General features: G+C 42.0%; 14 protein-coding genes and 1 tRNA gene. All 15 read left to right on the top strand.

Annotation, left to right across the window (positions count from 1 at the left end; all coding sequences use genetic code 11):
* Positions 1 to 1,188, top strand: a complete 1,188-nt coding sequence (rpoA2, locus tag FGU46_RS04055; RefSeq protein WP_286476826.1) for a DNA-directed RNA polymerase subunit A'' — start codon at positions 1 to 3, stop codon at positions 1,186 to 1,188.
* A gap of 10 nt (positions 1,189 to 1,198) precedes the next feature.
* Positions 1,199 to 1,495 carry a 50S ribosomal protein L30e gene (locus FGU46_RS04050; RefSeq protein ID WP_286476822.1) on the top strand — a complete coding sequence of 99 codons (297 nt, stop codon included), beginning with the start codon at positions 1,199 to 1,201 and terminating at the stop codon, positions 1,493 to 1,495.
* Positions 1,496 to 1,500: 5 nt separating this feature from the next.
* A complete protein-coding gene (locus FGU46_RS04045) occupies positions 1,501 to 1,932 on the top strand; it encodes a NusA-like transcription termination signal-binding factor (protein WP_286476817.1) in 432 nt (143 codons plus the stop codon).
* A 51-nt stretch (positions 1,933 to 1,983) separates the two neighbouring features.
* Positions 1,984 to 2,409, top strand: a complete 426-nt coding sequence (locus tag FGU46_RS04040) for a 30S ribosomal protein S12 (RefSeq protein WP_286476816.1) — start codon at positions 1,984 to 1,986, stop codon at positions 2,407 to 2,409.
* Between the two features lie 14 nt (positions 2,410 to 2,423).
* Positions 2,424 to 2,987, top strand: a complete 564-nt coding sequence (locus tag FGU46_RS04035) for a 30S ribosomal protein S7 (protein ID WP_286476808.1) — start codon at positions 2,424 to 2,426, stop codon at positions 2,985 to 2,987.
* A gap of 23 nt (positions 2,988 to 3,010) precedes the next feature.
* Complete coding sequence (locus FGU46_RS04030; protein WP_286476805.1) at positions 3,011 to 5,203, top strand: elongation factor EF-2; 2,193 nt, start codon at positions 3,011 to 3,013, stop codon at positions 5,201 to 5,203.
* An 82-nt stretch (positions 5,204 to 5,285) separates the two neighbouring features.
* A complete protein-coding gene (gene tuf / locus FGU46_RS04025; protein ID WP_286476795.1) occupies positions 5,286 to 6,527 on the top strand; it encodes a translation elongation factor EF-1 subunit alpha in 1,242 nt (413 codons plus the stop codon).
* Positions 6,528 to 6,581: 54 nt separating this feature from the next.
* Entirely contained in the window at positions 6,582 to 6,890 is a 309-nt protein-coding gene (rpsJ, locus tag FGU46_RS04020) for a 30S ribosomal protein S10 (protein WP_286476792.1), read from the top strand.
* Between the two features lie 182 nt (positions 6,891 to 7,072).
* Positions 7,073 to 7,157, top strand: a tRNA-Ser gene (locus FGU46_RS04015).
* A 66-nt stretch (positions 7,158 to 7,223) separates the two neighbouring features.
* Positions 7,224 to 7,802, top strand: coding sequence for a carboxymuconolactone decarboxylase family protein (locus FGU46_RS04010; protein WP_286476783.1), 579 nt, complete (start codon positions 7,224 to 7,226; stop codon positions 7,800 to 7,802).
* A gap of 366 nt (positions 7,803 to 8,168) precedes the next feature.
* Positions 8,169 to 8,582, top strand: a complete 414-nt coding sequence (locus FGU46_RS04005) for a hypothetical protein (RefSeq protein WP_286476780.1) — start codon at positions 8,169 to 8,171, stop codon at positions 8,580 to 8,582.
* 8 nt (positions 8,583 to 8,590) lie between these two features.
* Positions 8,591 to 9,121, top strand: coding sequence for a hypothetical protein (locus tag FGU46_RS04000; RefSeq protein ID WP_286476772.1), 531 nt, complete (start codon positions 8,591 to 8,593; stop codon positions 9,119 to 9,121).
* A gap of 13 nt (positions 9,122 to 9,134) precedes the next feature.
* Complete coding sequence (locus tag FGU46_RS03995; RefSeq protein WP_286476769.1) at positions 9,135 to 9,716, top strand: hypothetical protein; 582 nt, start codon at positions 9,135 to 9,137, stop codon at positions 9,714 to 9,716.
* A complete protein-coding gene (locus tag FGU46_RS03990; RefSeq protein ID WP_286476765.1) occupies positions 9,717 to 10,589 on the top strand; it encodes a hypothetical protein in 873 nt (290 codons plus the stop codon).
* 51 nt (positions 10,590 to 10,640) lie between these two features.
* On the top strand, positions 10,641 to 12,107 hold the full coding sequence (locus tag FGU46_RS03985; RefSeq protein WP_286476761.1) for a helicase HerA domain-containing protein: 1,467 nt from the start codon (positions 10,641 to 10,643) through the stop codon (positions 12,105 to 12,107).
* The last annotated feature ends 10 nt before the right edge of the window (positions 12,108 to 12,117 follow it).

The following is a 12,117-nucleotide window of genomic DNA, read 5'->3' as shown; positions in this document are numbered from 1 at the left end:
ATGGGGACTAAAGAGGCAACTAAAGGTGGTTATGTGGATATTAAGAAGGTAGAAAAGGTGGTTAAGAAGAAGAAAGCCGATTTCCCGGAGCAACTCATCCAGGATATCGCCGAAGCCGCGGAAAGGCACAAACTAAAGGTTGCTGAACTGGACGAGCTGGTGGGAAACCTTAAGAAAGCCTACCAACGGGCTGAGGTCGAATCGGGCGAAGCAGTTGGAACGGTAGCTGCCCAGTCAGTGGGCGAACCCGGTACACAGATGACCATGCGTACTTTTCACTACGCAGGGGTGGCTGAACTGAACGTTACCCTGGGTCTGCCTCGACTCATCGAAATTGTAGATGCCAGGAAGAAGATATCCACACCAACCATGGCCATATACTTCGAAGAAGATTATGCCCCTGACGAAGAGTTTGTAAGAACCATGGCCAATCGTATCGGTAAGATAACCCTGAACGACATTCTGAAGGACTTCAACGTCAACTATGCAAGCATGTCACTTTCCATCGAGATAGATGAGGAGCAAATCACCGAGAAAAGACTGGACTATGATGAGATCATAAAGAAGATAGAAAAAGCTTTTAAAAAGGTGGAGATAAATAAGAACCTGCTGAGTTTTGAACCTACGATTTCTGAAGCTAAACATGCCATCAGAGAGTTACGACTTTTAGCGGATAAGGTCCGTGATTTACAGATAAGTGGTATCAAAAACATAGGAAAAGTCGTAATCAGGAAGGAAGGCCAGGAATGGGTTATACACACTGAAGGTTCAAATTTAGGGGCCGTCCTTAAGATGGAGGGAGTGGATAAGACCCGGACCACCACCAACGACATACACGAGGTGGAGAAGGTCCTGGGAATTGAAGCCGCCCGTAATGCAATTATCCACGAAGCCCAAACCACCATGGAGGAGCAGGGTCTAACCGTGGACGTCCGGCACATCATGCTGGTGGCGGATATGATGACCGCCGACGGAATGGTGAAATCCATTGGCCGTCACGGTATCAGCGGTGAAAAGGCCAGTGTACTGGCCCGGGCATCATTTGAGGAAACTGGAAAACACCTGTTAAGGGCCAGTATCCGGGGTGAGGTGGATCATCTCACCGGAATAATAGAGAACATTATAATCGGTCAGCCAATACCACTGGGAACAGGGTCAGTTGGCGTCATAATGAAACAGAGAGAATAGGAGGCATTCCATGGACGTAGATAGAGGAATTCGAGTAGCAGTAGACACAGGAAGTGTCACCCTGGGGTCAGAAAAGACAATTCAGGCCCTGAAACTTGGAAAAGGAAAACTAGTCATCATAGCTGAAAATTGCCCCCGGGAAATCAGAGAAGACGTGGAGCACTACTCACAGTTATCAGAAATACCGGTTTATACTTATGAGGGCACCAGTGTGGATCTGGGTTCCGTGTGCGGTAAACCCTTCACCGTGGCTACAATGATCATCTCCGATCCCGGAGATTCAACCATACTAGAACTAATGGGGTAGTTTTTGTGACCATCAAATTCACTACAAACGAGATAAGGTACATCGCCCTGTTTGAGAGCATGACCGGGGCCACCGTCAAAGATTGTTTGGTGGATGAAGAAAACGGTAAACTCACCTTCCTGGTCAAAAATGGCGACATGGGACTGGCCATTGGAAAGAGGGGAAGTACCGTTACCAAAGTCCAGAAAACCGTGGATAAAGGTGTGGAAGTTATAGAGCACTCCGATGATCAGGTGGAGTTTCTCAGCAACCTCATGGCTCCCGCCAAACTTCGAAGTATCAGAGTACTTCAAAAGGAGAACGGCGAGAAAATAGCCACTGTCGAGGCTGATTCTCGTAACAAAAGAACTGCTATTGGAAAGGGGGGCCAGAATATAGAACGAGCCCGAATCCTGGCCAAGAGGCAGCACAACATAAGTAACATAGTAATAAAATAGGATATAATCAAGCTAAAACTTTATAAGTTTTTATTTAAGGAGGAATCATATTTGCCAGGACTTTTCGCAGCAAAAAAGCTTAAAAAAAATCGACAACACTTCAGGTGGAAGGACACTTCCTACAAGAGGAAACAGCTACGGCTAGACGTTAAAGCCGATCCATTGGAAGGATCATCCCAGGCCCGGGGTATCGTCATTGAAAAGGTGGGTATAGAGGCTAAACAGCCCAACTCCGCCATCCGAAAGTGTGTGAGGGTGCAACTTATCAAAAACGGTAAACAGATCACGGCCTTTGCTCCGGGAGATGGGGCCATCGGATTCATCGATGAACACGACGAAGTTTTAATCGAAGGAATCGGTGGAGGATCAGGAAGATCCAAGGGAGACATCCCTGGTGTGCGCTGGAAGGTCACCAAAGTTAACAACGTATCCCTGGTGGAGATGGTCCGGGGTAAAATCGAGAAACCAGTGAGATAATTGAGGTAATTTTTATGAGTTTTAAAGTTTTTGACAAATGGGAATTAGCGGAGGTGAAGGTGGAAGACATGGGCCTGGTTAACTACGTCTGTCTGGATGAGATTATGGTCCCCCATACCATGGGGCGTCACGTCCGGAGACAGTTCGCTAAATCCAGAGTCTCCATCGTGGAAAGATTGATGAACAAGATTATGCGGACGGAAAGGAATTCTGGGAAGAAGAACAAGTCCTACAATATTGTTAAGGATTCATTTGACATTATAAGCCAGCGTTCTAAACAGAACCCGGTGCAAGTCTTGGTCAAAGCCGTGGAAAACACCGCACCCCGGGAAGAAACCACCCGTATCAAGTACGGTGGAATCGGATACCAGGTAGCAGTGGACATCGCCCCCCAGAGGAGGGTGGACCTGGCTCTGGCCTTCTTAACCAGAGGAGCATTACAGTCTGCCTTCAAACGGAAAAAATCCGCCGAGGAATGTCTGGCGGAGGAGCTGCTCCTGGCTGCCGAGTACGATACCAGAAGCTTTGCCATACAGAAAAAGGAAGAAAAAGAAAGGGTAGCTCGATCTGCCCATTAATAAGATTTATTTAGGTGATACGTGTGAGCAGACGTACAAAAATGATCAACAAGATCAAGGAACTGATGTACCAACCGGAATACATACGGAACATCGGTATCGTGGCCCACATTGACCACGGAAAAACCACCCTATCCGACAATCTCTTAGCTGGTGCAGGCATGATATCTGCCGAACTGGCTGGTGACCAGCTATACCTGGACTTCGATGAACAGGAACAGGCCCGGGGTATAACCATCGACGCCGCCAACGTGTCCATGGTGCACAAGTACCAGGATGACGAGTACCTCATCAACCTCATTGATACTCCCGGTCACGTGGACTTCGGGGGAGACGTAACCCGTGCCATGCGGGCAGTGGACGGTGCGGTGGTTGTGGTGTGTGCCGTGGAGGGCATCATGCCCCAGACTGAGACCGTGCTGAGGCAGGCTTTAAAGGAAAACGTACGACCAGTACTTTTCATCAACAAGGTGGACCGGCTCATAAACGAGCTTAAACTGGACCCCGAGGAACTGCAGCAACGATTCATAAAGGTCATTGCCAATGCCAACAAACTCATCAAGAACATGGCCCCGGAGGATCTCAAGAAGAAATGGCAAGTCAGAGTCGAAGACGGCAGCGTAGCCTTCGGATCTGCCTACCATAACTGGGCCATCAACGTCAAATTAATGCAGGAAACCGGTATAAACTTCAAGGACATCCTGGAGTACTGTAACAACGATAACCAGAAGGAATTAGCCCAGAAAGCACCTCTATCCGATGTGCTCCTGGGGATGGTGGTGGAGCACCTGCCCAGCCCCGACATAGCCCAGAGGTACCGGGTACCCAACATCTGGGCCGGGGACATCGAGAGTGAGGAGGGTCAGGGAATGGTAAACACTGACCCTGACGGACCTCTGGCAGTGATGGTAACCGACGTGAGTATCGACAAACACGCCGGTGAAATAGCCACTGGACGGGTGTACGGAGGAACCATAGAGAAGGGTAGTGAAATCTTCTTCGTAGGATCCCATGGCAAGGCCCGGACCCAGCAGGTAGGAGTGTACTTCGGACCGGAACGGGTGAACACCGACAAGGTACCTGCCGGGAACATCGTGGCCATAACCGGTGCCCGTAACGCCGTGGCCGGAGAAACTATTTCCAGTGTAGAACGCAAAATCGAGGCCTTCGAAGGCCTGGAACACATCTCCGAACCAGTGGTCACCGTGGCAGTAGAGGCCAAAAACACCAAAGACTTACCCAAACTCATCGAGGTCCTGCGTCAGGTGGGTAAAGAGGACCCCACCGTCAAGATGCAGATCAACGAGGAAACTGGTGAGCACCTGGTGGCCGGTATGGGTGAACTGCACCTGGAGATTATCGCCTACCGTATCAACGAGAAGGGCGTGGAGATCGAGACATCAGAACCCATAGTAGTGTACCGGGAGACAATCGCCGGCACTGCCGGCCCAGTGGAGGGTAAATCACCCAACAAACACAACCGTTTCTACATCGAAATTTCACCCCTGCCCGAATCAGTTTATAAGGCCATTCAGGAAGGAACCATCAAGGAAGGCAAGGTCAAGGGTAAAGAGAACGCTTCCATATTCATGGAAGCCGGCCTGCCTAAGGATGAAGCCCGGAAGGTGTGGGATGTTTACGAGAAGAGCGTATTTATCAACGCCACCCGTGGTATCCAGTACCTGGATGAGATCAAAGAGCTCCTACTGGAAGGATTTGAAAGTGCCATGGATGATGGACCCATAGCCCGGGAGAGGGTGATGGGACTTAAAATCAGACTGGTTGATGCTAAAATCCACGAGGACGCAGTACACCGGGGCCCAGCCCAGGTACTGCCCGCCATCCGTAAGGCCGTTTACGGTGGTATCATGATGGCCCAGCCCGTGCTCCTGGAGCCGGTGCAAAAGGTATTTATCAACGTACCCCAAGATTATATGGGATCATCCACCCGTGAAGTCCAGAACCGTCGAGGCCAGATCATAGACATGGGCCAGGAGGGCGACATGGCCACCCTGGAATCCAAGGTACCCGTGGCTGAGATGTTCGGATTTGCAGGGGACATACGCTCCGCTGCCGAGGGAAGATGCCTGTGGTCCACCGAGAACGCAGGATTTGAAAGACTGCCTAAGGAGCTTCAGAAGACCATAATAAGGGAAATCAGAAACCGAAAAGGTCTATCACCAGAACCTTACGGTCCTGACCACTACCTAGGCTAGTGGAGATCAAGCATAAATATAGGGTTATCTAAAATACCCTAAGATGCTCTTTAAACTAATCTATAATATGGAGGAATAACTTATGGCTAAAGAGAAAGAACACATGAACTTGGCGTTTATCGGACACGTCGACCACGGTAAATCAACCATGGTCGGTCACCTTCTGCTCCAATCCGGAGCCATCGCTGAACAACAGCTATCCGAAGGAGAAGACAAGTTCCGATTCGTTATGGACAAATTGACTGAAGAAAGGGAAAGAGGGGTAACCATCGACCTGGCCCACGCCAGATTTGACACCCCCAAGTATGAATTCACCATTGTGGACTGTCCTGGTCACCGTGACTTTGTAAAAAACATGATCACCGGTGCCAGTCAGGCCGATGCTGCCGTACTAGTGGTAGCTATCGACGACGGTGTAATGCCCCAGACCAAGGAACACGCGTTTCTAGCCCGTACCCTGGGGATCAACCAGCTCATCATCGGTATAAACAAGATGGACCTGGTCAAATACGATGAGGAAAAATTCAACGCCCTCAAAGAGGAAGTATCTGCTCTGATCAAGACCGTGGCCTACAAGCCCAAAGAGATCAACTTCATACCACTCTCCGCCTTTGAAGGAGACAACATAACCAAACCATCCGAAAACACCCCCTGGTACAAGGGACCCAGCCTAGTGCAAGCCTTAGACGAGTTCACTGCACCAGAAAAACCAACCGACCTACCACTACGAGTACCCATCCAGGATGTTTACTCCATCACTGGAGTGGGAACCGTGCCAGTGGGCCGAGTGGAAACCGGTATAATGAAGAAGGGCGAAACCGTCATCTTCGAACCACCAGGTGTTAGCGGAGAAGTAAAATCCATCGAAATGCACCACGAAATGCTGGACCTGGCCGAACCTGGTGACAACGTTGGATTCAACGTCCGTGGAGTGGGTAAAAATGACATCCGCCGTGGAGACGTGGCTGGACACACCAGCAACCCACCAACCGTGGCTAAAGAGTTCACCGCCCAGATCGTAGTACTGCAGCACCCCGGTGTTATCACCGTGGGTTACACCCCTGTATTCCACTGTCACACTGCCCAGGTAGCCTGTACCTTCCTGGAACTCCAGAAGAAACTGGACCCCACCACTGGTCAGGTTAAAGAAGAAAACCCTGACTTCTTGAAAACCGGGGACGCCGCCTTTGTGGTGGTTAAACCTACCAAACCCATGGTCATCGAGAAGATCAGTGAAATACCACACATGGGCCGGTTCGCTATCCGGGACATGGGCCAAACTGTGGCCGCTGGTATGTGCATCGACCTGGTGCCAGCTAAATAAGTATCTACTAAGGAAGGCATCTTGCCTTCCTTTTTCTTTTTATGGAGGAGGAACATGAACAAAGCCAGAATTAAGTTAACCGGCACCGACCCCGAGAAACTGGCCTACGTCTGCGACCAGCTTAAAAGGATTGCAGAGAGGACTGGTGTGGACCTATCCGGACCCATACCCCTACCCACCAAGAAGTTAGTGGTCCCCAGCCGCAAATCCCCAGACGGTGAAGGAAAAGCCACCTGGGAAAAGTGGGAACTAAGGATCCACAAACGCCTAGTGGGTATTGAGGCCGATGAACGGGCCATGCGTCAGGTTATGAAGGTCAACGTGCCTGATAACGTCAGTATCGAAATAGAACTAAGAAGCTAAGGCTGAAACAAACAGCCTCTAAACAAATAACACCATACTCTTTTTTGTTAATGGGAAAGTTATTTCCTAAACCTACCTAGGTTTGATCAAAAAAGAATTATTATTTAGAACTAGATTATCATTAGCCGGGATATCCCAACCTTTTAGAAAAAGGTTGATCAAAAGATCCCTAATAATCACATGCCGGGATAGCCTAGCCAGGTAAGGCGCGGGACTTGAGATCCCGTGGAGCATGGCTCCGCCAGGGTTCAAATCCCTGTCCCGGCGTAACCAATTTGGGAAAAGATTGATTGAAATTATTTATTTTACTTACAAATCTACTGTTTTGATGTAATGTTTGGCAAAAAACTCTACTCGGTTAGGGAATCATACTGGATCTTCTACCAGGGGATTAGAACCATGCGGTACATGTTTCGGGCTAAAAAGCACGGGGAACTTAGCTCCACCTTCATTGAAAGGATCATGCTGGCCGTAACCGAGGTGAATGAATGCGCCATATGTTCCTACGCCCACGCCAAAAGGGCCCTGGAATGCGGGATGGGTAGTGAAGAAATCCAGGATATGCTCTCCGGGATTATAAATAATGTTCCTGCCCCTGAAGTAGCCGGGGTCATGTTCGCCCAGCACTACGCCGACACCCGGGGAAACCCTAGCCTGGAATCATGGGAGCGTATTGTGGAAGTTTATGGTACTTCCCGGGCCATGGGTATCCTGGGGGCTATCCGCACCATCATGATCGGGAACACCTATGGGATTGCATTCAGTTCATTTTTTAACCGGTTCAGGGGTAGGGCGGACCCGAGGAGTAGTCTAGGATATGAGTTGGGGCTGATTTTGAGTGCTGTTGTGATAATTCCTGTGTCTATAGTTCATGCTCTTGTTTCTGGGTTGTTTAATGTTTCGATAGTTTAAAGTAGGCTTGTATGTGGGGTATGACTCACTGGTTCAATCCCAGCCTGTCTTCAACTATTATGAGCTATTTAAATTATTCAGATTTTTGTTTTTTTAAATTTTATTTTTTTATTTTAACAATAATATAAATTGTTATAGTGTTAGGGAAATTTAGATTATTAATCATTATAAAAATAGGGTAATTCTATTAATTTATAGGATCAAATTAAATTCTACAAGTAATGATAAAGAATATTATAGAATTTTAATCAAGAAGCAAGTATAGGATACAACAGTGTTATTTTAGCAGAGAAAATTTCTATTTAAACAAAATATATATAGTATTTAAAGTAATGTTATAGTGTTATAGTGTTATAAAGTGGTAAAATGGATAAAGAAAATAATAATTTTAAAAAGAGAATTAGAGAGGAAATGCTGGCTAATCATTCAAATGCTCTTGAAAGGAATTTTGATTTAGCAAAAAAATTTATTAAAATAACTGAAGAAGGCAAAGTCGAGGTTGCAAATAAAGAAAAGATTGGTGGCAAAGAACAGGTTTTGTTGTATTTAATTGGAAAATTATACGCAAAAGAAGCCCAATTAACAAAAACTGCATGTGTAGTCAATAATGAGTTAACAGAAGAATTAGGAGTTTTAGACACTTCTTTAAGGCCGTGGTTAAAAGGACTTCGCGATAAAAATAAAATAAAGCAATCAAAATTGGATAAATACATATGTCATTCCATACCGATGAATTTGGTTGAAAAAACGCTTAAAGAAATAGATAAAAAAATAAATTAGGAGATTTTATGACGAATAAAGACATTAGAGAAATATTAAATAAATTAGGGGAACACGAAAGGCGAATTAATACTTTGGAACGACAAATTAAATCTTTTAAACAGAGTAACCAAAATAATGAGGAAAAAAATAAATCAAAATTTCCGTTGAATTTCTGTGAACGTGCTAATATAGATGAAAATCAATTAGGACACGTTTTTTATTATGAAGAAGATAATTTGGAATTAGTATGTACTATTGAAGGTAAATCAAATGTTGAAAAGCAGTTTAGAGGAGCTTTAATTATTTTAACGTTTTACTATTTCTGGAAAGGAATAAAAAAAATAAAATCTCAGGACCTACGTAAGATGTTAGAGGAAGCAGGTATAGAGTCTTTAGGAAATTTAAGTACAAATCTAAAGAAAACTGATTATAAAAAGTACATTCGTCCTGATGGAATATCAGGAAGTCCTGAATTTAGTTATAAAATAACTGAACCGTTAGGAATTGAAGAGGGGTTGAAAATAATTAGAGATATTGCTTTAAATATAGGAAACTAATTCGAGGGAAAACATGGATGAAAATTTAGAATTAATAAAAGTTGAAATTGATTCTGCAGAAAAAATGTGTGAGTCCCTAGATGATCCGGATAAGACTATTTTCAAAACAATCTTGAAAAGCTTGAATTACATTATTAATGAGGGGAAGAATGAAAACTTAGAATCATCTGAGGTTGGAGAACAAGTGGAAGATATGGGAGTTTCTAATCGAATTAATTATTTATTGAAAGAAGCTGAGATTGATCTAAATCATATAGAAAAAGTATTTAGGATTGAAGAGGATGATTTTAAAGTTGTTGCTACGATTGAGGGTAAAAATGAAGTTGAAAAACAGATTAAAGCTACTTTGCCTATTCTAACCGTTTATTATTATTGTTTTGGTAAAGAAAAAATTCAATCTCGTGATTTAGCGAGTAAGTTAAGATGGTTGGGTATAAAATCATTAGCAAATCTTAGCAAAAATCTAAAAAGACCGGAATGTAAACCCTTCGTCATTGTTTCTGGAACAGGTAACAATTTAACATATCAAATTTTGAACCAAGGTCTCAAAAAAGGAGTAGAAATTATAAGAGAGCTTTCTTCAGGGAGTGAATAGATGTATAATGAAACTGAAGATGGTATTAAAAAGCTTTCAAAAGCTACCAGATTGGATGAAGATCAACTAAAATATGTTTTTCATTTTGATGGCGATGGATTTACAATAATAGCTCCTATCAAAGGTAATCAAGCCGAAAAACAGTTGAAAGCGACTTTGTGTACTCTGACTGTTAATGATTGTATGTATGGAAAGAATGACATCACATCAGGTGATTTGCGAAGTATCCTTGAAGAGTTGGGTATAGGATCACTAACGAATCTGAGTACCAATTTGAGAAGTCAACGACAATTCATAATTGCCAAAAATAGTAATTATAAATTAACTCATCCTGGAAAAGCAGAAGGCTTGAATATTATACGGGAATTATATGGAAAAAATCGGATTAATGAAGTAAATGGTGATGATTCTATTAGTTTACATCATTTTAAATCAGGTCAACCATATACTAGCAAGAAAGAACTATCAAATAATATATTATCTTCTCTTAAAGGTGAATTAAAATTGGTTGATCCATATTGTGGGGAAAGAACCTTGGATTTATTGAAATCAGCAAAAAATAATCCTATAAAGGTCTTAACTAATATTAAAAACCTCGGAAAAGGCAAAAATCAATTTATCAATGATCTTAAAGACTTTAAAAAAGAAAATCCAACTTTAAATTTAGAAGTTAGGACTTATAGTGGCAAGGATCTTCATGATAGATATATCATTTCTTCTGATTCATTAGTTCTGATAGGCCATAGCATTAAAGATCTTGGAAGTAAAGAATCTTTTGCAATTAAGATAGATAAAAAAATAAATGAAACGGTATATAAAGACTTGAATGATAATTTTGATAAAAGATGGGAAAATTCTACTAATATAGTTTAAAGCATTATTTTATTGATTTAACTGCTACTAATTTTATTTAAAAGTGAAACAATGGTGAAAACTTTAAATATATCGTCTGAAATTAAGTTAGATCTAAAAAAAATCATTGGAAAATCTATATCTGTTTTAGGAATTACAGGATCAGGTAAAACAAACACATCAGCGGTTATTTTAGAGGAAATGTTAAAATATAAGTACCCAATGACTATCGTCGATATTGATGGAGAATATTGGGGGCTTAAAGAGCAATTTGAACTCCTCGTAGTTGGTAAATCAAAAAATGTCGATTTTGAAGTCAATGTTGAACATGCAAGGCAAATTGCTGAAATTTCAATATCTAAAAATATCCCTGTAATCTTAGATATTAGTGGATTTTTATATGAAGACACATATCAATTTCTTCTAAATTATATGGAAGAAATTTGGGATTTAGCAGGCAAATTTAGAAAACCCTATGAAATAGTTCTAGAGGAAGCTCACGAATTCATCCCACAAGGTACGAGGAATGATTTAAAAGAAATATTCACAAGAATTGCTTTAAGAGGAAGAAAAAGGGGTTTAGGAATAATAATATTGAGCCAAAGGTCTGCCAAAGTCGAAAAAGACGTATTAACACAGGCAGAAATGGTTTTTCTTCATAAAGTGATTCACCCGTCCGATATAAAGGTATATAAAGAGATATTGCCTGTTACTGCAAAGGAAGTGTCAATTTTAATATCTAAACTAAAAGTAGGGGATTGTATTTTTTATTTTGAAAATAATTATGATTTAATTCATGTTAGATTAAGAGATACATTTCATGCGGGATTCACTCCGTCATTAAAAACAGTAAAAACTCCTAAATTAAAATTAGTTAGTGATGAGATTCTTAAATCACTACAAAATTTAACGAAAGCTAAAATCAAAGAAAAGTCAGAGATAGATAGACTTAAAACTAAAGTAAATGATTTAGAAGCTAAACTTGCAGAAAGAGATGATCATATCCAGAAATTAGAAAGTGATATTGAAACTTTAGGCAGAATTCGTGTCGAGGTACAGCCAGAAATAGCTCAAATAAGTAAAGCAATGATTAAAGACCTTTTTTCGGATGAGAATAATGATGATAGTAATATGGAATCAATTCACATTACTGGTGATGTAGCTGAAATTGAAGCATATGATGATCTACCGGAAAACGTAAAGAATCATGCTGATAAAATTTTAAATAGAATTGGAAAGCTTTCAAAACCAAAAAAAGAGATGCTAAAATTTTTAATAAATCGACATCCGTTAGATTATACCTATGCTCAAATGGCTGAATGGATTGATTACAGTGAATCAACTTTATATAAAAACCAGCCGAATGAATTGCTTAAAATGAAGATGATAAATCGTGAAAGAAAACATAATGGTTTTCATTATGTGTCTAATCTTGATAATTTTGTAGAAAATGAGTTTAAAATATATTTTAAAGAATCAAAAAGTGAATATCTATGTTTAATTAAAGATTATCTAAAAAAACAATTACTATTTATGTAAAACATATAAC

The organism is Methanobacterium sp. CWC-01 (genome assembly GCF_030323845.1).
Lineage (GTDB): Archaea > Methanobacteriota > Methanobacteria > Methanobacteriales > Methanobacteriaceae > Methanobacterium > Methanobacterium aridiramus.
The sequence above is the reverse complement of the archived record's forward strand: the minus strand, read 5'-3'. Positions and strand labels throughout refer to the sequence as shown.

Coding starts and splice junctions, on each gene's coding strand:
- FGU46_RS04050 (WP_286476822.1), top strand. CDS start 1,199: ATGGACGTAGATAGAGGAATTCGAGTAGCAGTAGACACAGGAAGTGTC.
- FGU46_RS03995 (WP_286476769.1), top strand. CDS start 9,135: ATGGATGAAAATTTAGAATTAATAAAAGTTGAAATTGATTCTGCAGAA.
- rpoA2 (WP_286476826.1), top strand. CDS start 1: ATGGGGACTAAAGAGGCAACTAAAGGTGGTTATGTGGATATTAAGAAG.
- FGU46_RS04005 (WP_286476780.1), top strand. CDS start 8,169: ATGGATAAAGAAAATAATAATTTTAAAAAGAGAATTAGAGAGGAAATG.
- FGU46_RS03990 (WP_286476765.1), top strand. CDS start 9,717: ATGTATAATGAAACTGAAGATGGTATTAAAAAGCTTTCAAAAGCTACC.
- FGU46_RS04010 (WP_286476783.1), top strand. CDS start 7,224: ATGTTTGGCAAAAAACTCTACTCGGTTAGGGAATCATACTGGATCTTC.
- FGU46_RS03985 (WP_286476761.1), top strand. CDS start 10,641: ATGGTGAAAACTTTAAATATATCGTCTGAAATTAAGTTAGATCTAAAA.
- FGU46_RS04035 (WP_286476808.1), top strand. CDS start 2,424: ATGAGTTTTAAAGTTTTTGACAAATGGGAATTAGCGGAGGTGAAGGTG.
- rpsJ (WP_286476792.1), top strand. CDS start 6,582: ATGAACAAAGCCAGAATTAAGTTAACCGGCACCGACCCCGAGAAACTG.
- FGU46_RS04000 (WP_286476772.1), top strand. CDS start 8,591: ATGACGAATAAAGACATTAGAGAAATATTAAATAAATTAGGGGAACAC.
- tuf (WP_286476795.1), top strand. CDS start 5,286: ATGGCTAAAGAGAAAGAACACATGAACTTGGCGTTTATCGGACACGTC.